At 72.2% G+C, this 16,916-nt stretch carries 18 protein-coding genes; 1 reads left to right on the forward strand and 17 read right to left on the reverse strand.

Annotation, left to right across the window (positions count from 1 at the left end; all coding sequences use genetic code 11):
* Positions 1-116 precede the first annotated feature (116 nt).
* The 11 genes from AB5J54_RS15025 to AB5J54_RS15075 all read right to left on the reverse strand — a co-directional run bounded on the left by AB5J54_RS15025 (position 117) and on the right by AB5J54_RS15075 (position 11,314).
* A complete protein-coding gene (locus tag AB5J54_RS15025; protein ID WP_123452652.1) occupies positions 117-896 on the reverse strand; it encodes an HAD-IIA family hydrolase in 780 nt (259 codons plus the stop codon).
* Positions 897-976: 80 nt separating this feature from the next.
* On the reverse strand, positions 977-2,527 hold the full coding sequence (locus AB5J54_RS15030) for an alkaline phosphatase family protein (RefSeq protein ID WP_369144426.1): 1,551 nt from the start codon (positions 2,525-2,527) through the stop codon (positions 977-979).
* Between the two features lie 134 nt (positions 2,528-2,661).
* A complete protein-coding gene (locus tag AB5J54_RS15035) occupies positions 2,662-3,720 on the reverse strand; it encodes a 2-aminoethylphosphonate ABC transporter substrate-binding protein (RefSeq protein WP_369144427.1) in 1,059 nt (352 codons plus the stop codon).
* 32 nt (positions 3,721-3,752) lie between these two features.
* Positions 3,753-4,550, reverse strand: coding sequence for an ABC transporter permease (locus tag AB5J54_RS15040; protein ID WP_369144428.1), 798 nt, complete (start codon positions 4,548-4,550; stop codon positions 3,753-3,755).
* Entirely contained in the window at positions 4,537-5,352 is an 816-nt protein-coding gene (locus AB5J54_RS15045; protein ID WP_369144429.1) for a 2-aminoethylphosphonate ABC transporter permease subunit, read from the reverse strand. Before AB5J54_RS15045 ends, AB5J54_RS15040 begins: the two co-directional genes overlap by 14 nt.
* A 73-nt stretch (positions 5,353-5,425) precedes the next feature.
* Positions 5,426-6,478, reverse strand: a complete 1,053-nt coding sequence (locus tag AB5J54_RS15050; RefSeq protein WP_369144430.1) for an ABC transporter ATP-binding protein — start codon at positions 6,476-6,478, stop codon at positions 5,426-5,428.
* Positions 6,475-7,152 carry a phosphonatase-like hydrolase gene (locus AB5J54_RS15055; protein WP_369144431.1) on the reverse strand — a complete coding sequence of 226 codons (678 nt, stop codon included), beginning with the start codon at positions 7,150-7,152 and terminating at the stop codon, positions 6,475-6,477. Before AB5J54_RS15055 ends, AB5J54_RS15050 begins: the two co-directional genes overlap by 4 nt.
* Before the next feature lie 17 nt (positions 7,153-7,169).
* Complete coding sequence (locus AB5J54_RS15060) at positions 7,170-8,291, reverse strand: TIGR03364 family FAD-dependent oxidoreductase (protein ID WP_369144432.1); 1,122 nt, start codon at positions 8,289-8,291, stop codon at positions 7,170-7,172.
* Between the two features lie 133 nt (positions 8,292-8,424).
* Complete coding sequence (locus AB5J54_RS15065) at positions 8,425-9,183, reverse strand: GntR family transcriptional regulator (protein WP_369144433.1); 759 nt, start codon at positions 9,181-9,183, stop codon at positions 8,425-8,427.
* 50 nt (positions 9,184-9,233) lie between these two features.
* Positions 9,234-9,803 carry a hypothetical protein gene (locus AB5J54_RS15070; RefSeq protein WP_369144434.1) on the reverse strand — a complete coding sequence of 190 codons (570 nt, stop codon included), beginning with the start codon at positions 9,801-9,803 and terminating at the stop codon, positions 9,234-9,236.
* Between the two features lie 464 nt (positions 9,804-10,267).
* Positions 10,268-11,314, reverse strand: coding sequence for an ROK family protein (locus AB5J54_RS15075; RefSeq protein ID WP_369144435.1), 1,047 nt, complete (start codon positions 11,312-11,314; stop codon positions 10,268-10,270).
* Between the two features lie 70 nt (positions 11,315-11,384).
* Here AB5J54_RS15075 and AB5J54_RS15080 point away from each other — a divergent pair, with 70 nt between their 5' ends.
* Complete coding sequence (locus AB5J54_RS15080; protein ID WP_369144436.1) at positions 11,385-12,455, forward strand: Gfo/Idh/MocA family oxidoreductase; 1,071 nt, start codon at positions 11,385-11,387, stop codon at positions 12,453-12,455.
* Between the two features lie 7 nt (positions 12,456-12,462).
* Here the strand turns inward: AB5J54_RS15080 and AB5J54_RS15085 are convergent, their stop codons facing one another.
* The 6 genes from AB5J54_RS15085 to AB5J54_RS15110 form a co-directional block, all read right to left on the reverse strand.
* Positions 12,463-12,546 carry a hypothetical protein gene (locus tag AB5J54_RS15085; protein WP_369149334.1) on the reverse strand — a complete coding sequence of 28 codons (84 nt, stop codon included), beginning with the start codon at positions 12,544-12,546 and terminating at the stop codon, positions 12,463-12,465.
* Positions 12,547-12,649: 103 nt separating this feature from the next.
* Complete coding sequence (locus tag AB5J54_RS15090) at positions 12,650-14,035, reverse strand: choice-of-anchor A family protein (protein WP_369144437.1); 1,386 nt, start codon at positions 14,033-14,035, stop codon at positions 12,650-12,652.
* A gap of 89 nt (positions 14,036-14,124) precedes the next feature.
* Positions 14,125-14,982: a fumarylacetoacetate hydrolase family protein gene (locus AB5J54_RS15095; RefSeq protein ID WP_369144438.1), complete on the reverse strand. Its 858-nt coding sequence runs from the start codon at positions 14,980-14,982 to the stop codon at positions 14,125-14,127.
* 138 nt (positions 14,983-15,120) lie between these two features.
* Positions 15,121-15,840, reverse strand: coding sequence for a YidC/Oxa1 family membrane protein insertase (locus AB5J54_RS15100; protein ID WP_369144439.1), 720 nt, complete (start codon positions 15,838-15,840; stop codon positions 15,121-15,123).
* Between the two features lie 92 nt (positions 15,841-15,932).
* Entirely contained in the window at positions 15,933-16,229 is a 297-nt protein-coding gene (locus AB5J54_RS15105) for a DUF6412 domain-containing protein (protein WP_369144440.1), read from the reverse strand.
* An 84-nt stretch (positions 16,230-16,313) separates the two neighbouring features.
* Entirely contained in the window at positions 16,314-16,853 is a 540-nt protein-coding gene (locus tag AB5J54_RS15110) for a winged helix-turn-helix transcriptional regulator (RefSeq protein WP_369144441.1), read from the reverse strand.
* Positions 16,854-16,916 lie beyond the last annotated feature (63 nt).

The raw sequence follows: 16,916 nt of genomic DNA on the forward strand, positions 1-16,916 counted from the left end.
GGCCGCCCCTGCGGCACGGAGAGCAATGGGACCTGAACGCATCGTGACCTCCTGATACTGGCAGGGTCACCCGGATCCGCGCTTCTCGCATCCGCAGGGGACGGACGCCGTGCCCCTTACACGCGGTCGACGATGTCCGCGATGGACTGGACGATCTTCGACGGGCGGAACGGGAAGCGGTCGATCTCCGCCTGCGTGGTCAGACCGGTCAGGACCAGGAAGGTCTGCATGCCGGCCTCCAGACCGGCCAGGATGTCGGTGTCCATCCGGTCGCCGATCATCGCGCTGGACTCGGAGTGGGCGCCGATCGCGTTGAGGCCGGTGCGCATCATGAGCGGGTTCGGCTTGCCGGCGAAGTACGGCTCCTTGCCGGTGGCCTTCGTGATGAGGGCGGCGACGGAGCCGGTGGCCGGGAGCGGGCCCTCCAGGGAGGGGCCGGTCTCGTCGGGGTTGGTGCAGATGAAGCGGGCGCCGGCGTTGATGAGGCGGACGGCCTTGGTCATCGCCTCGAAGGAGTACGTACGGGTCTCGCCGAGCACCACGTAGTCCGGGTCGTGGTCGGTGAGGACGTAGCCGATGTCGTGGAGGGCGGTGGTGAGACCGGCCTCGCCGATGACGTACGCGGTGCCGCCGGGGCGCTGGTCGTCGAGGAACTTGGCGGTGGCGAGGGCCGAGGTCCAGATGTTCTCGACGGGGACTTCGAGGCCCATGCGGGCGAGGCGGGCGTGCAGGTCGCGGGCCGTGTAGATCGAGTTGTTGGTGAGGACCAGGAACGGCTTCCCGGTCTCCCGCAGCTTCTTGATGAACGCGTCGGCGCCGGGGATCGGCACGCCCTCGTGGATGAGGACGCCGTCCATGTCGGTCAGCCAGGATTCGATCGGCTTGCGCTCTGCCATGGGTGCGGGACTCCTGCCGTACAAGACGTGCGGTGTGCTGGGGGCGCCGCGACAGCGCTGTGGCGACGCCCCCAGGGTAGTCAGGATGTGCTGATCTTGACCCCGTCGATCGTCCAGTACCAGTTGTTGGAGCCGGTGTAGCGGAAGCGGAAGCTCACGCTGGAGGCGCCGGCCGGGACGGCGACGGTGAGGGACTGGGGCTGGGAGACGACGTCGGCCGTGTAGCTCTTGACGAGCGTCGGGGTGCCGCCGTTGAAGCTCGCCAGGATCTGGGCGGTCTGCGGCGCCTCCTGGCGGTAGAAGGTCGTGAAGTCGAGGGTGACGGTGCTCGCGCCGGAGACGCTGTACGCGGGCGTGACCAGGGTCGAGTCGTACGTACCGGAGAAGGACTTGTCGGCCCACTCGTCGGAGTCGGCGACGGCGAACACGCCCCGGGCGCGGACGTTGAGCTCGCGGGACTGGTCGCGCTGGGTGCGGGACCAGAACTCGTCCGTGGCGAAGGACCAGCCGCGCCACTCGGTCATGCCGCCGGTGCCCATGGCGTTGTTGATGACGGACCAGCCGCTGGGCGCGGTGTGCGTGAAGCCGAGGATCCCGTTGGGGATGCCGGTCTCGTCGACGCGGCCGGAGAGGGACGGGTAGAGGGCGTCGAAGGGGTCGGTGGACCGCTGCTGGATCGGCTTGCCGTCGAGGCCCCAGGACGGGTCGGGGACGATGCCGAGCTGCTGGAAGACGGTGGCGGCGACGTCGACGAGCCGGGTGTCGATGGGGCGGGCGCCGGCGGCGATGCCGGGGCCCTGGGCGAGGACGAAGGTGCGCCGCTCCTCGATGCTGGAGCCGCCGTGGCCGCCGGCGTCGGTGTGGCCGTGGTCGGTGGCGACGATCACCGTCCAGCGCTCGGTGGCGTACGAGGGGCGGGCCTGGATCGCCGCGAGGAGCCGGCCGAGGTAGCCGTCCTGGACGTCGATGGCGTCGAGGTACTTCTGGCTGGCGGCGCCGTAGGTGTGGCCGATCTCGTCGGTCTCGCCGAAGTAGACGAAGAGGACGTCGGGGTTCTGGTTGCGCAGGACGTCCTCGGTGATGTCGGTGATGAGGAGGTCGTTGACGGCGTAGTCGTTGTTGTAGACGAGCTTGGCGTCGGCGCCGGGGGTCACCGTGCCGTGGGTGTCGAGTTCGGGCCAGTCGACGGCGGCGAACAGCGAGAGCTCGGGGCGGACCTGGTTCAGACGGGCGAGGAGACCGGGGTACCGGCCGTAGTTCTTGCCGGTGAAGGTGTTGTCCTTCACGCCGTGCTTGTCGGGCCAGACGCCGGTGGAGATCGTCGACCAGCCGGGGCCGGAGGAGGTGGCGGCCATCGGGTTGGCGTAGAGCAGGGAGCGGCCGTAGGTGCCGTTCGCCATCAGGGACTTGAGGGTGGGGGCCTTGGCGGCGTCGATCCGGTCGTACCGCAGGCCGTCCATGCCGACGAACAGCACCTTGTCCTTGCTGGTGCCGTTCGGGAGCGTCGGGGCGGTGCCGGCGGCCTGGGCGGCGGGAGCGGCGGCCAGCCCGGTGGCGGCGACGGCCGCGGTGGCACCGGCGGCGGCGAGCACGGTGCGGCGGGAGATGCGGGAGATGCCGGTGGTCGGCATGTCGGAGTCCTCCGTGAGGGGGTCGATGGGGGTACGGACACACGCCAACGCCCCTGATTTCTCAGGGGCGTTGGTCCGTACCCGTTATCTTTCCGCGATATTCGGAGGCTTTCCAGAGGGCGTACGGTGAACTCTTAGCTTCCGGTCGCGGACTTCCACGCGTCGACGTACGCCGCGAGGTTCTTGTCGATGTCGGCCCAGTCCGGCTCGAAGACCTCGACGCCCTCCATCAGCTTGGCCAGTTCGATGGCGTTGGCGTCGGTGGCCTTGACGTCCTTGCGGGCCGGGAAGCCGCCGCCGATCGCGCTGACCTCGCGCTGGGCGCCCTCGCTCAGCATGAAGTCGAGGAGCTTCTTGCCGTTCTCGGTGTGCGGGGCCTTGTTCACCAGGCCCGCGGCGTACGGCAGGGCGAAGGTGGTGGGCTTGCCGCCGTCCTTCGCCGGGAACCAGATGCCGAGGTTCGGCATGGACTTGGCCTGGGCGAAGTTCATCTGGACGTCGCCGTTGGCGACGAGCAGTTCGCCCTTGTCCACCTTGGGGGCGAGCTTGGAGGTGGAGGAGGACGGGCCGACGTTGTTGGCCTGGAGCTTCTTCAGGTACTCCATCGCCGGCTCCTTGCCGCCGAAGTCGTGCATCGCCTTGATGAGGACGGCGGTGCCGTCGCCCGCGACGCCGGGGGTGGAGTACTGCAGCTTGTCCTTGTACGTGGCGCCGAGCAGCTCCTCCCAGGTCTTGGGGGCGGCCGGGAGCTCCTTCTTGTTGTGGACGAAGCCGAAGTAGTTGTTGACGACGGAGGTCCAGGTGCCGTCGTCGGACTTGTCGCCGCCGTTCACCTGGTCGGCGCCCTGGGGCCGGTACGACTGGAGCAGGCCCTTGGAGCCGGCCTGCTGGATGAAGGGCGGCAGGGTGACGAGGACGTCGGCCTGGGTGTTGGACTTCTCGCGGAGGGCGCGCTGCACCATCTCGCCGGAGCCGCCCTCGACGTACTTGACCTTGATGCCGGTCTGCTTCTCGAAGTCGGCGAAGACCTTGTCGTACCAGCCGTCGCCCGCCTCGCCCTTGAGGCCGTCGGCGCTGTAGACGGTGACGACCTTCTCGTCGGAGGCTGCGGAGGAACCGTCGCAGGCGGTGAGCGTGACAGTGAGGACGAGGGCGCCGGTGACGGCGGCGACCGGCTTGGCGTACGTACGCATAACGTTGTTCTCTCCTGGCAATTCGGGGGGAGTCAGCGGTACGAGGCTTTGGTGCGGATGCGGGAGACGGCCAGCAGGGCCAGCAGGGTCGCCGCCATGAGGACCACGGCGAGCGCCGAGCCGGTGAACAGGGAGCCCCGGTCGGTCGCGGTGAAGATGAGCACCGGCAGCGGGGTCCAGTCGGGCGGGTAGAGCATCATCGTGGCGCTGAGCTCTCCCATGGACAGGGCGAAGCAGAGCCCGGCGGCCGCGTTCAGGGACGGCAGCAGGAGCGGGAGCTTCACCCGGAGCAGGACGTACGAGGGGCGGGCGCCGAGGCTGGCCGCCGCCTGCTCGTACATCGGGTCGAGGCGCCGGATGGCGGCCGAGACCGACTGGTGGGCGAACGCCGTGACGAGGACGGTGTGCGCGAGGATCACGATCCAGCGGGTGCCGTTGAGGAGCATCGGCGGCTGCGAGAACGCGACGAGGACGGCGAGGCCGACGACCACGGACGGCACGGCGACCGGCAGCATGAACAGGGCGTCGAGCAGCCGCTTGCCCTTCTTGCCCAGGGCGGCCGCGGCGAGCGCGGCCCAGGTGCCGACGGTCAGCGCGATCACGCTCGCGGTGACGGCCGTGACCAGGCTGGTGGTGAGCGCCTGGAGGGACTCGCCGCGGGTGGCCGCCGCGTAGTGGGCGGTCGTCGGTCCGGACGGGAAGGCGCCGGACCAGTGGGTGGAGAACGAGGCGGCGAGGATGACCAGGAGGGGCAGGGCGAAGAGGGGCACGAAGAGGACCGCGAACAGCACCCAGGCCGTCCACCTGCCCGTACGGCTATGCACCAGCACGGCGGCTCACCCCCCGGTAGAGGACGTAGAGGCCGACCGAGAGCGCGACGTTGACGACGGCGACGACGCAGGCGGCGGCGTAGTCGGATTCGAGGATCGCCTTGCTGTAGACGAGCATCGGGAGGGTCGTGACGCCCTTGGCGCCGGTGAAGAGGACGATCCCGAACTCGTTGAGGCACATGACGAGGACGAGGCTGCCGCCGGCGGCGAGCGCGGGCAGCGCCTCGGGCAGGATCACCTGCCGGACGATCCGCAGCGGCCGGGCGCCGAGCGAGGACGCCACCTCCAGCTGGGCGGTCTCCATCTGCGAGAACGCGGCCAGCAGCGGGCGCATCACGAACGGGGTGAAGTACGTGATCTCGGCGAGCAGGACGCCCCACGGGGTGGTGAGGAACCGGAAGGGTCCTGCCGGGTCGCCGGTGACGTCGGTCCAGATCCCGTTGGCCATGCCGACCGTGCCGTACAGGAACAGCAGGGCGAGCGTGATCAGGAAGGACGGGAAGGAGAGGAAGACGTCGATGAACTTCGACACCGCCTTCCCGCCGGGGAAGGGCGTGAACGCGATCACGAGCGCGAGGACGAAGCCGAGGACGAGACAGCCGACGGTGGCGGCGACGGCCAGCCACACGGTGGTGACGAGCGCCTCGCGGAAGGAGGTGGTGGAGAAGACCTCGGCGTACGCGCCGGGGGCGAGGGACTCCTGGACGACGAGGGCGAGGGGGTAGAGGAAGACGAGGGCGAGGACGGCGACGGGGGGCAGGGCCCAGAGCCACGTGGGGCTCGCTGCCGCCGTTGTGGGCATGCGTTCCGCCGGGGCGGAACGGGTGGGCGCAACCCCCGGTGCCGGGTTCCGTTCCTTGAGACCTGTGCCGGGACTAGCCATCGGTCACCCCCGCCGCAAGCACCACGGCATCGTCCGGTGCGAAGTGCAGCAACACCTCGGTGCCGAGTGCCGGCGTCTCCTTGAGCTCCCGCACGTCCGCCTTCACCCGATGCCCGCCCACCTCCACGTACAGCCGATGCGTGGACCCACGCCACTGGACCTCGGCGATCCGCCCGCTCAGTGCGTTGGGCCCCGGGCCGAGGCCCACGAGGTGCGGCCGTACGCAGAGGGTCGCGGTGGCACCGGGCGCGGCCTCGGAGACCGGGACGTCGAGGGCGACGCCCTCGAAGGCGACCCCCTTCTCCCCCACCGTCACCGGCAGCAGATTCGCGTTGCCGACGAACGATGCCGTGAACTCCGTACGGGGACGCCGGTACAGCTCCTGCGGGGTCCCGCAGTCCTGGAGCCGTGCCTTGTCCATGACGGCGATCCGGTCGGCCAGGGTCAGCGCCTCGACCTGGTCGTGGGTGACGTACAGGATCGACACGTCCGGGAGTTCGCGGTGGAGCCGGGCGAGTTCGGCGAGCATCCCGGAGCGCAGCTGCGCGTCGAGCGCCGAGAGGGGTTCGTCGAGGAGGAGCACGTTCGGGCGGATGGCGAGCGCGCGGGCGATGGCGACGCGCTGCTGCTGGCCGCCGGAGAGCTCCCGGGGGTAGCGCTGGGCGTAGGCCGCCATGCCCGTCATCTCCAGGGCCTCCGCGACCCGCCCCGGGATCTCGCCCTTCGGCACCTTCTGGGCCTTGAGGCCGAAGGCGACGTTGGCGTCCACCCTGAGGTGGGGGAAGAGGGCGTACTGCTGGACGACCATGCCGATGCCCCGCTTGTACGGCGGCAGCGCGGTGACGTCGCGGTCGCCGATGAGCACCCGCCCGGCGGCCGGCCGGACGAATCCGGCTACGGCCCGCAGCGCGGTCGTCTTGCCGGAGCCGGAGGGCCCGAGGAGAGCCATCACCTCGCCGGGCTCGACGGTCAGGTCGAGGGAGTCGAGGACGGTGTTGCTCCCGTACGTGACGGTGACGCCGTCGAAGCGGATGCCGCTGGTCATGCCTCGTACGCCCCTATCAGGGAGGGGAGTTCGGCGACCGAGGCGAGGACGTGCGTCGCGCCGTGCTCCTTGAGCGCGGTCTCGTCGTGCGCGCCCGTGAGGACGCCCGCGACGATCCCGGCGCCGGAGCGGACGCCGCTGAGCATGTCGTACGAGGTGTCGCCGGCGACCACGACCTGGCGGACGTCGTCCACGACCCCGGTACGGAGGAGGGCGGCGAGGACCATGTCCGGGTACGGGCGCCCCCGGCCGCCCGCGTCGGCCGGGCAGAGGGTCAGCTCGACCAGGTCCCGCCAGCCGAGGGCGTCGAGGATGGCGTCCTGGGTGACCCGGGCGAAGCCGGTGGTGAGGACGACCGCCCGGCCCTCTTCGCGGAAGGCGGCGATCGCCTCCGCCGCGCCCGGGACCGGGGCGATCAGGCCGTCGGCGACCAGCTCTCCGTACGCCGCCTCGAAGGCGAGGTTGGCCTGCTGGGCACGGGTCTCGTCGCCGCCGAAGAGGTGGCGGAAGACGGAGATCTTGGATTCGCCCATGGTGGCGCGGACGTAGTCGATCATCGTGGCCGGGTCTTCGCCGAGGCGTTCGGCGGCGGCCGTGAAGGCCTGCTCGACGAGGCCGCCGTCGGCGACGGTCGTGCCGGCCATGTCGAGGACGACGAGGTTCATGTCGGTCATCTGCTTCTCCACGGTGTTCACCAGCCCAGTTCGTTCGCGGTCTTCTCGGCGATGGCGGGCGAGCAGGTCATGCCGCGGCCGCCGGGTCCGGTCACCAGCCACACGCCGTCGCGGACCCGCTGGCGGTGCACGACCCGGCTGGTGTCGACGCACTGCGCGTACACCCCGGCCCAGCGGCGCCGGATCTTCGGCAGCGGGCGGCCGAGGAAGGACTCGACGACGCGGACGAGGTGCTCGTAGGGGTCTTCGAGGGTGTCGAAGGCGAAGGGGTGCTCGTACTCGTGGGTGTCGCCGATGGTCAGTCCGCCGTCGAGACGCTGCACCATGAGCAGCTGCATCTTGTGGGCGGCGGCGGTCGGGTCCTGCGCCTGGTTCTCGTTGAGGGCGTCGAGGGCGGGGGACGCGTACGCCGGGTAGTAGCGGAAGGAGTCGGCGTCGGCGACGGAGGTGGTGAGGGGCTCGCCGAGCGGTGCGGTCTGCATCATCTGGAGCCGGACGCGGCGGACGGGTATCTCGCCGGCGACCTCGCGGACGAGGCCGGAGAGCCAGGCGCCGGTGCACAGGACGACGGCGTCGCCGGTGTGGACCTCGCCGCGGTCGTCGCGGACCCCGTTCTCGCCGACGACGTCCCGGACCTCGCGGTTCGGCAGGAAGGTGTACTTCCCGGTGGCGAGGAGGGCCTCGCGGAGGGCGAGCTGGGCGAGGCGCGGTTCGACGGCCGCGTCCCGCTCGCACCACAGGGCGGCCTCGAACGCTCCGCGCAGGGCCGGGTTGACCGTGCGGGCCTCGGCGGCCGTGAGCAGCTTGTAGCCGCGGGCGGCGGCGTCGGGGCGGGCCACGGCGGCCTCGGCGACGGCGAGTTCAAGCTCGTTCCGCACGGGGGTGAGGGAGCCGATGGCCCGGAAGCCGAGGCCGGGGACGCGGGCGCCGATGCCCTCCCAGAGTTCACGGGCGCGCAGGGCGGTGTCGAGCTCCTCGCCGCCGGCCCGTCCGCTCACCCAGATCTGGCCGAAGTTGCGGAGCGATGCCCCGCGTGCCTCGGCCTCGCGCTCGATGTGTACGACCTCGTGGCCGCGTTCCACTGCGTGCCAGGCGTGCATGGTTCCCACGACGCCGGCTCCTACGACAATCACCTTCATGCCGACGACGGTCGCGGGATCGGGTGGACCGGACGGATCCGGCGGGCGACGGGACGGTGAACGGACCGACAAACTTGGACCAGACCCGTTATCATTCTGTTATCTTACCGGGTTCGATCCCGGCGCCGGGCCGTCAGCCCTGCTGCCCCAGATGGGTCGTGAAGCTGAACCTGTCCCCCCGGTAGAGCGTGCGGACCCGCTCCAGGGGCAGCCCCGAGGTGTCCCGGGAGACGCGGTGGAGCAGCAGCATCGGCAGCGCCGGCGGCGTACCGATGAGCAGGGCCTCGCGCGGCGTGGCGAGGACGGTCTCGATGCGCTCGTCCGCGTCGCCGAACGAGATGCCGAGCCGGTCGTGGAGGTAGGCGTAGAAGGAGGAGTCCGGGTCGAACTCGGTGTCCAGACGCGGGGCGCGGGCCTCGGAGACGTACGTGCTCTCCAGGCCGACCCGCTCGTCGTCGGCGAGGAGCACGCGCTCCATGTGCCAGACGGGCTCTCCGCGTTCGACGCCGACCTCGGGGGCGAGCGCCTCCGGGCAGGGGAAGCGGTCGAGCGAGATCAGGCTGCGGCCGGGACGGAGACCCTGGCGGCGCACGCCCTCCGTGTAGCTGGCGAGCGAGAGGGGCTGCTCCAGCTTGGGGCCCGCGACGACCGTGCCCCGGCCCTGGCGGCGCAGCCGTCCCTCCAGGAGGAGTTCCCGCAGGGCCTGCCGGACGGTCTCGCGGGACACCTCGTACCGGACGGCGAGATCACGCTCGGTGGGCAGCAGCCCGCCCTCCCCCAACTCGTCGACCATCACGGCGATCTTCGCCTTGACGGCGTAGTACTTGGGGACGCGGCCGTGCTCGGGGACGCCGGAGCGAACGGGGGCGCCGGGGGTGGTCTGGTAGTTCATCCGGGGATGATCGCAGACGGTGATGAACGGAAAGGTGTACGGCGCATGACTCAGCGGTGCCGGCGGCGTCGGGCGGCCCGGAGGAGGAGGGCGCCGAGCAGGACGAGGCCCGCGGAGAGTACGGCGAGGACCCGTTCGTACGTCTCCGACTCCCGCCCCGTGCTGGCCAGTTCGGTATCGGCGGGGTCCTCGTCGCTCCCGGTGGCGGGTGCGGTCGGAGCCGGCGGGCGAGCCGTCTTCGCGGGGGGCGCGGAGGGGTCGGAAGGGGCGGGTGTGTCAGGTGCGGTGGGAGTGCCGGGCGCGGCGGGGCCCACGGTCAGGCGGTAGTCGCCGGACTCGCCGACCCAGTCGCCGTCCTCGCCCTGGCGCTGCACGACGGCCGCGTTGACGACGACCTCGTCGGGTGCCGTCTCCGCCTCGAACGTCAGGCGTACGGGGACGGTGAGGGTCCGGCCCGCGGGCACCGCGAAGCCGCCGAAGCCGGTGAACGCGCCCACGTTCTCGGCCTCGTCGGTCACCTCGAAGACCACCGGGTGCCAGCGCGCCGACCCGGCGTCGTAGAACTCGAACCGGATCTGCTCCGGGCGCAGGGCCCGGTCCCGGTCGGTGAGGACGAGCACCGGGTGGATGCCCGAGCAGGGGGAGTCCGTGGTGTTGGTGAGGTCGAGCTTCCAGGTCTGGAACGGTCCGCCCGCCGGATAGTCGGCCGGACCGCCGTGGATCCGGGTGTCCAGCGGGAAGCCGCCGTCGGCGGGGGTCCCACAGGAGGGGGGGGGGGTCGGGGGCGGGGGCGGCGGGAGCCGGGGCGGCGATGGCGACCGTGGCCGCCGCGGCGGCTGCCACGGTCGCGGCGGCCACGGTGGCGGTGCGAACGCCGCACAGGCGCAGGGGGGCGGGGGCCATGGGAGGGGCCTTTGCTGCTCGCAGACATGGGGACGGCGGCGACGCTGCCACGCGGGAGGGAGCGGGTGGGGCAGCGACACCGGGAGGACGCCCGTTGGGGCGGGCAGATCCGCCTGATCGGCCTACTTTCCGATGATCGGAAGAGCGGTTTGTCGGCTCACATCCCGAGGGCCGGCGCGGGCTACTTCCCGAAGACCGGCGCCAGCGTCAGCCACGCCGCGCCCTCCGCCACCGCATCCCGCCCCGTCGCGAGGCCCACCGGGGCCGTCAGGCCGAGGCCGCCCAGCACCTTCCGTACCCCCTCCGCGAAGACCTCCGGCGCGGCGAGCACCACCCGGCCGCCCAGGAGGACCTGGTCGATGTCGAGGAGCCGGACGAGGTTGGCCGCGCCCGTGCCCAGGATCCGCGCGGCCTCGGCGAGTTCGCCGCGCGCGACGGCCGCCAGGCACAGGACCTCCAGGCAGCCGCGCCCGCCGCAGCCGCACGGCGGTCCGTCGAGCTGGACGGTCTGGTGGCCGAGCTCGCCCGCCCCGGTCCTGTCCCCGCGCAGGGGCGCGCCGCCGAGGACGAGGCCGGTGCCGAGCCCCGTACCGAGGTGGACGTAGGCGAAGGAGCCGGGGGCCGCGGGGCGCAGGGCGAGGCCCAGCGCGGCGGCGTTGGTGTCCTTGTCGAGGACGACGGGCAGTCCGAGGCGCCCGGCCAGCTCGTCCCGTACGGGATGCCCGGCCCACTCGGGGAAGCCGGTGACGCGGCCGGGGACCCCGGCCCGGTGGTCGAGGGGGCCGGGCATGGCGACGCCGGCACCGAGGACGGTCCCCTCGGAGGGGGCCGCGCCGAGCAGCGCTCGTACCTCCTCGGTCACCGCGTCCAGGACCGGGCCCGCCCCCGCGCCCAGGTCCACGGGGCGGCGGCGGACCGCCCGGACCTCGCCCGCGAGGTCGGTCAGGAGGGCTGTCAGCTCGTCCCGGTCGAGGTGGACGCCGACGGCGTGCGCGGCGGAGGGCACCAGGCGCAGGACCGTGCGGGGCTTGCCGCCGGTCGAGGCGCGGTGGCCGGCCTCCGCGGCGAGGCCCTCCGACCGGAGCCGCGCGGTGATCTTGCTGACGGCCTGCGGGGTGAGCCCGGTCCGCTCGGCCAGCTCCAGGCGGCTGATCCCGGCCTCCCCCGCCGTGCGCAGCAGGTCGAGCACCAGCGCCGCGTTGTGGCTGCGCACAGCCGTCACTTGCACGTTCTCATTCCTCACTCCCCCATTGTCGTCGTCGCTTGCACTTTGGCAACCGCGTTGCTTAAGTGGCTCCATGACCCCCCTCCGCGTCGGACTCGTCGGCTACGGCCTCGCGGGCTCCGTCTTCCACGCCCCGCTGATCGCCGCCTCCGAGGACCTCGTCCTCGCCGCCGTCACCACCGGCAACCCCGAGCGGGCCGCCGAGGCCCGCGCCGCCCACCCCGGCGTCCGGGTCGCCGCCCGCCCCGAGGAGCTGTGGGAGCAGGGCGCGGAGGAACTGGACCTGGTCGTCGTCGCCTCCCCCAACAAGACGCACGTCGCCGTCGCCACGGCTGCCCTGGAGGCCGGCCTCCCGGTCGTCGTCGACAAGCCGCTCGCCGGGACCGCCGCCGAGGCCCGCGCGCTCGCCACGCTCGCCGATGAGCGCGGCCTGCTGCTCTCGGTCTTCCAGAACCGCCGCTGGGACAGCGACTTCCGCACCCTGCGCCGGATCCTCGACGAGGGTGCGCTCGGCGAGGTCCAGCGTTTCGAGTCCCGCTTCGAGCGGTGGCGGCCGCAGCTCAAGGGCGGCTGGCGCGAGTCCGGTGCGCCCGAGGAGATCGGCGGGCTCCTGTACGACCTGGGCAGCCACGTCGTCGACCAGGCCCTCGTGCTCTTCGGTCCGGTGGTCTCGGTGTACGCCGAGTCGGACGTGCGGCGGCCGGGCGCCGAGGCCGACGACGACACGTTCCTCGCTCTCACCCATGCGAACGGGGTCCGCTCCCATCTGTACGTGAGCGCCACCACCGCCCAGCTCGGCCCCCGCTTCCGGGTGCTCGGGCAGCGCGCGGGCTTCGTGAAGTACGGGCTCGACCCGCAGGAGGCCGACCTCCGCGCGGGCCTGCGGCCGGGGCACGGCACGGTCTGGGGCGCCGAGCCCGAGGGGCTCTGGGGCCGGATCGGGGCCGGGGAGTCGCCGCTGACGGGCGGCGGCATCCCGGTGGAGTCCCTGCCCGGCGACTACCCGGCGTACTACGCGGCCGTCGCCGCCGCGGTGCGCGGCACCGGCGCGAACCCGGTCACCGCGCACGAGGCGGCCGCCGCCCTCGACGTCCTGGAGGCGGCTCGGACCTCGGCCCGCGAGGGCCGCTCGGTCTCCCTGTAACAGCCGCTCAGCTCACCCCACCCCTCCGACGACGGCTGAGGAACACCAACGCGCCACCCCCGAGGGAGAGGGCGACCGCGCCGGCACCCATGACGATCTTCCCGGTGCCGGCGCCGGTGTCGGGGAGTTCGCCGTCGGGGCCGTCGGGACCGTGGGGGCCGTGGTTGCCGCCGGAATCGCCGTGACCACCGGAGTCACCGCCACCGTCGGCCGAACCGCCACTGGTCCAGCCACCGCTGTCCGACCCACCGCTCGCCCAGCCGCCGCTCGTGTGGTCGGTGGGGGTGGGCGTGGGGGGGGGGGTGGGTGGGTTCCGTCGGGGTCGGCGTCGGGTCGGTCGGCGTGGGAGTCGGATCCGTCGGGGTCGGCGTCGGATCGGTCGGCGTCGGGGTCGGGTCCGTGGGCGTCGGGGTCGGGTCCGTGGGGGTCGGCGTCGGGTCCGTCGGGGTGGGAGTCGGGTCCGTCGGGGTCGGGGTCGGGTCCGTCGGGGTCGGGGTCGGCGTCGGGTCCGTGCACGACGGCAGGTCACCGTTGAACGGGTAGGCGTGGAACTCCTGTCCCCCGCCTCCGTCGACCTCCGACGCATGGGTCAGGTCGCCGGTGGTGAAGAAGCGGCCGTTCATGCCGGGCATCGTCACCGTGGTCGTACTGGCCGGGTTGCCGATGAGCACGCTGCCCGCGAACTGGGCCGTGCCCTCGAACTTCACCTTCGTGGCGTCGGGGAAGTTCCACAGGACCCGCTCGCGCAGGCCGTCCGGCAGCTGGTTGATGTACGAGTCGACGGTGCGGTGGGCGCCGAGGACGTTGACGAGGACCGTCGCGCCGGCCGGAATCCCGGCGAAGCGGATGCCCTGCTGGCGGCCGGTCGTCGACTCCAGGTCGAAGTCGACGGTGAAGACCTGGAGCGCCGAGGTGCCGTCGCCCGTGAAGAGCGTCTCGGTGTTGTTGTTGACGGCGGTGCCGGTGGGGGCGCGGGACGCCCCGTTCACGTACGCGTAGCACCGGCTCGCGTCGGTGAGCTGTCCGCGGAGCGCCTTGTACGGGTCGGCGGCCGCGGTGTCGTGGACCGGGGCCGGGCTCACCGTGCCGGAGCGGGTGCCCCCGTACCGTACGACGCCGTGGATCGCGCCCTCCTCGGCGAGGAGTCTCTGCCGGTCGGCGACCGTCAGGTCCTTGCCGACGGTGAGGAAGTCGGTGCCGTCCTCGGGCGGGACGCGTGAGCCGACGCCGGCGACGCCGACGTTGTAGACGCCGGAGACGCCGGGTTTCTTCTTCTGGTCGAAGTCGCCGAGGACGACGACCTTGCCCTCGGCCTCGGCCGCGGCCTCGCGGACGAGGAAGTCGCCGCCGACGAAGACGTTGATGTTGTCGTCCCGGTAGGTGACGGTGCCGCTGCCGTTGTCGTCGGGGTACTTCGTGGGGCACTTGCCCGGCTTGCAGGGGCCGAGGTCACCGGGCAGCGGGTCGGCGTGGCCGGTGACGGCGAGCGCGCCGACGAGGGCGGTGGCCCCGACCGTGGACGCGGCGATGAGAGCGAGACGACGCCGTTCGCGCCTCCGCTCCGGTGCGATTTTCTCCATGTCGGGCAATATGCAAAAAGAGTACGAAAAGGGCGACGCTCCACGCGGAACGCCGCCCCTTTCGTACGCATGCGTCAGGCCCGTACGGCTCAGGCGCCCTTGAGCTCCTGCCGCTGCCGGCCGAGGCCCTCGACCTCCAGCTCGACCACGTCACCGGGGCGCAGGTACGGCTTGGGCTCCGGCTGCCCCATGGCCACGCCCGCGGGCGTACCGGTGTTGATGATGTCGCCCGGGTAGAGCGTCATGAACCGGCTGACGTACCGGACGACTTCCGCGACCGGGAAGATCTGGTCCGAGGTGTGGCCGTCCTGCTTGAGCTCGCCGTTGACCCACAGCCTCAGGCCGAGGTCCTGCGGGTCGGGCACCTCGTCGGCGGTGACGAGCCAGGGGCCGAGCGGGTTGAAGGTCTCGCAGTTCTTGCCCTTGTCCCAGGTGCCGCCGCGCTCGATCTGGAACTCGCGCTCCGAGACGTCGTGGGCGACCGCGTACCCGGCGACGTGCGCGAGGGCCTCCTCGTCGGTCTCCAGGTAGCGGGCGGTGCGGCCGACGACGATCGCGAGCTCCACCTCCCAGTCGGTCTTCACGGAGCCGCGCGGTACGAGCACGGTGTCGTCCGGGCCGACGACGGTGTCGGCGGCCTTGAGGAAGACGACGGGCTCGGCGGGGGTGGCCTGACCGGTCTCGGTGGCGTGCCCGTGGTAGTTCAGCCCGATGCACACGACCTTGCCGATCCGGGCGACCGGCGGGCCGATGCGCAGACCCGTGGCGTCCAGCGCGGGCAGCACGCCGGCGGCCGCCGCGCCGCGGATGCGGTCGAGGGCGGAGGCGTCGGCGAGCAGACTGCCGTCGATGTCGTCGACGAGGGCGGACAGGTCGCGGAGCGTTCCGTCCTGGTCGAGCAGGGCGGGACGCTCGGCTCCCGGCGGCCCGACACGCAGCAGCTTCATGGTCTTCTCCCTGTGGTCGAGGTGGGCCCGGGAAGGGCCCTGAGGGTGCCCCGGCCGATGGAGTGCGGCCATCGGAGGATTGGTCGATCCTCCAAGAGAACAGGTCAGTCTGCAAGACCCCGTTCACACACTGGACCCTTACGCGGGAGTAACCAGGGCCGCCTGAGGCATGTCCCGGTAGAGGAAGGCCCGCTCGACGGCCGTCCAGGTGGTGCTGGTGACGATGTAGAGCGCGGCGGCCAGCGGCACGACGGCGACCGAGATCAGGGTCGCGAACGAGAGCAGCGGCATGAACCGGGCGAGGCCCGCGGCCACTCCGGCACCCGGCTGGCCGGGCTCGACGGCGACCGCGACGGGCTGCCGCTTGGCCCGGAGGTAGTTGTACGTGGCGACGCAGCCGACGATCGCGAAGAGCACGAGGTAGACCAGCCCGGCCGGGCCGAAGACGCCGCCGTGGGCGAGGGCGTCGGCGTAGTGGTCGCCGAGCGGGGCGGCGAAGAGGGCGTGCCCGGTCATCCGCCCGCTGGAGAAGAGGTGGAACATCAGGAAGAACGCGGGCGCCTGGAGCAGGCTCGGCAGGCAGCCGGCGAGCGGGGAGACCTTCTCCTTCGCGTGCAGCTCCATGATCGCCTTCTGGAGCCGCTCGGGGTTCTTGGCGTGCTTCTTGCGCAGCTCGGCGAGCTGCGGGGCGAGCCGGGTGCGGGCCTTCTGGCCGCGGGCGGCGGCCCGGGACAGCGGGTGGATCGCGAGCCGTACGAGCAGGGTGAAGAGGACGATCGCGGCGGCCGTGGCGGTGGTGGCGAAGAGCGGCTTGAGCAGGTCGGCGAGCCGCTCGACCAGGGAAGCGAAGACGTTCAAGGGAGCCCTCCGTGGGGTCTCGTCGTGCCGGGGATGCGGGAATTCGGCATGACGGATCCGCGAGAGGTGCTCGAACGTGCTGTACGGGCTCCCTACGCGGCCGTCGGGAGGGGACGGCCGGGAGCGCGGGGTCTGCGGCGCCCGGCGGCGTCGGGGTCGCGCTGGGGCAGGAAGGCGGTGCGCCGCTCGCGGTCGCGTATGGCGGTGCGGACGGCGGTGGGCGGCACGGCCGGGGCCGTACGGGCTCCGATGAGGGCGCAGACGACGCCGGTCGCGGCGAGGGCGACGGCGGCGGAGAGGCTCGCGCCGTCGGAGAGGAGCAGGTCGGCGAGGGCGAGCAGGAAGAACAGGGGCGCCACGAAGCGCAGGACCAGGGCCCTGATCGTCATCCCGTCACCTCCTCCTCGTCACTGCGGTCTCGGGGTGAGGACGCACGGGGAGGCGCGGAAGTTCCCGCGACGTGCGTCACCGGCTCAGGAACTCGCGTGCTCCAGGGGAACGAGGAGGCGGCGGGGCCGGAGGAAGGCGCGGCTGACGGGATCGGCGGGGTCGGGGTCGAGCCCGGCGCCGGGCCGCATCTCGATGTCGGCGAGCGGTACGACGAGACCGCACGAGGCGCAGACGTCGTACGGATCGAGTTCGGTGCCGCAGTCGGCGTGGTGGAAGTGGCGCAGCGGTACGGCTCCGGAGACCTCGGCCCGGCCCCAGGTGCCGAGCGCGCGCAGCACGGGCCAGAGGGCGCGGCCGCGCTCGGTGAGCACGTACTCGTCGCGCGGGGGCGACTCCTGGTAGCGCCGCCGGTCGAGCACGCCGGCCTCGACGAGGGCCTGGAGGCGGGCGGCGAGGACGGCGCGGGGGACGCCGAGGTGCACGAGGAAGTCGTTGTAGCGCCGCACACCGTAGAAGGCGTCGCGGACGACGAGCAGGGTCCAGCGCTCGCCGATGACCTCCAGGGCGCGGGCGATGGAGCACTGCTGCTGGGCGTAGTCCTTGCCGAGAGCCATGGGACCCATCGTACAAATCCCGGGTTCATTGAGCGAACCGACCTGGTACCGTGAGTTCATTCACCGAACCGA

The sequence above is a fragment of the Streptomyces sp. R44 genome (genome assembly GCF_041053105.1).
Taxonomy (GTDB): domain Bacteria; phylum Actinomycetota; class Actinomycetes; order Streptomycetales; family Streptomycetaceae; genus Streptomyces.

What these genes read in the sequence shown, in the direction of transcription:
- AB5J54_RS15105 (WP_369144440.1), bottom strand. Translation starts at nt 16,229, where the DNA reads ATGACGATCAGGGCCCTGGTCCTGCGCTTCGTGGCGCCCCTGTTCTTC.
- AB5J54_RS15080 (WP_369144436.1), top strand. Translation starts at nt 11,385, where the DNA reads ATGACCCCCCTCCGCGTCGGACTCGTCGGCTACGGCCTCGCGGGCTCC.
- AB5J54_RS15090 (WP_369144437.1), bottom strand. Translation starts at nt 14,035, where the DNA reads ATGGAGAAAATCGCACCGGAGCGGAGGCGCGAACGGCGTCGTCTCGCT.
- AB5J54_RS15050 (WP_369144430.1), bottom strand. Translation starts at nt 6,478, where the DNA reads ATGACCAGCGGCATCCGCTTCGACGGCGTCACCGTCACGTACGGGAGC.
- AB5J54_RS15085 (WP_369149334.1), bottom strand. Translation starts at nt 12,546, where the DNA reads ATGGGTGCCGGCGCGGTCGCCCTCTCCCTCGGGGGTGGCGCGTTGGTG.
- AB5J54_RS15030 (WP_369144426.1), bottom strand. Translation starts at nt 2,527, where the DNA reads ATGCCGACCACCGGCATCTCCCGCATCTCCCGCCGCACCGTGCTCGCC.
- AB5J54_RS15065 (WP_369144433.1), bottom strand. Translation starts at nt 9,183, where the DNA reads ATGAACTACCAGACCACCCCCGGCGCCCCCGTTCGCTCCGGCGTCCCC.
- AB5J54_RS15110 (WP_369144441.1), bottom strand. Translation starts at nt 16,853, where the DNA reads ATGGGTCCCATGGCTCTCGGCAAGGACTACGCCCAGCAGCAGTGCTCC.
- AB5J54_RS15060 (WP_369144432.1), bottom strand. Translation starts at nt 8,291, where the DNA reads ATGAAGGTGATTGTCGTAGGAGCCGGCGTCGTGGGAACCATGCACGCC.
- AB5J54_RS15035 (WP_369144427.1), bottom strand. Translation starts at nt 3,720, where the DNA reads ATGCGTACGTACGCCAAGCCGGTCGCCGCCGTCACCGGCGCCCTCGTC.
- AB5J54_RS15095 (WP_369144438.1), bottom strand. Translation starts at nt 14,982, where the DNA reads ATGAAGCTGCTGCGTGTCGGGCCGCCGGGAGCCGAGCGTCCCGCCCTG.
- AB5J54_RS15045 (WP_369144429.1), bottom strand. Translation starts at nt 5,352, where the DNA reads ATGCCCACAACGGCGGCAGCGAGCCCCACGTGGCTCTGGGCCCTGCCC.
- AB5J54_RS15025 (WP_123452652.1), bottom strand. Translation starts at nt 896, where the DNA reads ATGGCAGAGCGCAAGCCGATCGAATCCTGGCTGACCGACATGGACGGC.
- AB5J54_RS15055 (WP_369144431.1), bottom strand. Translation starts at nt 7,152, where the DNA reads ATGACCGACATGAACCTCGTCGTCCTCGACATGGCCGGCACGACCGTC.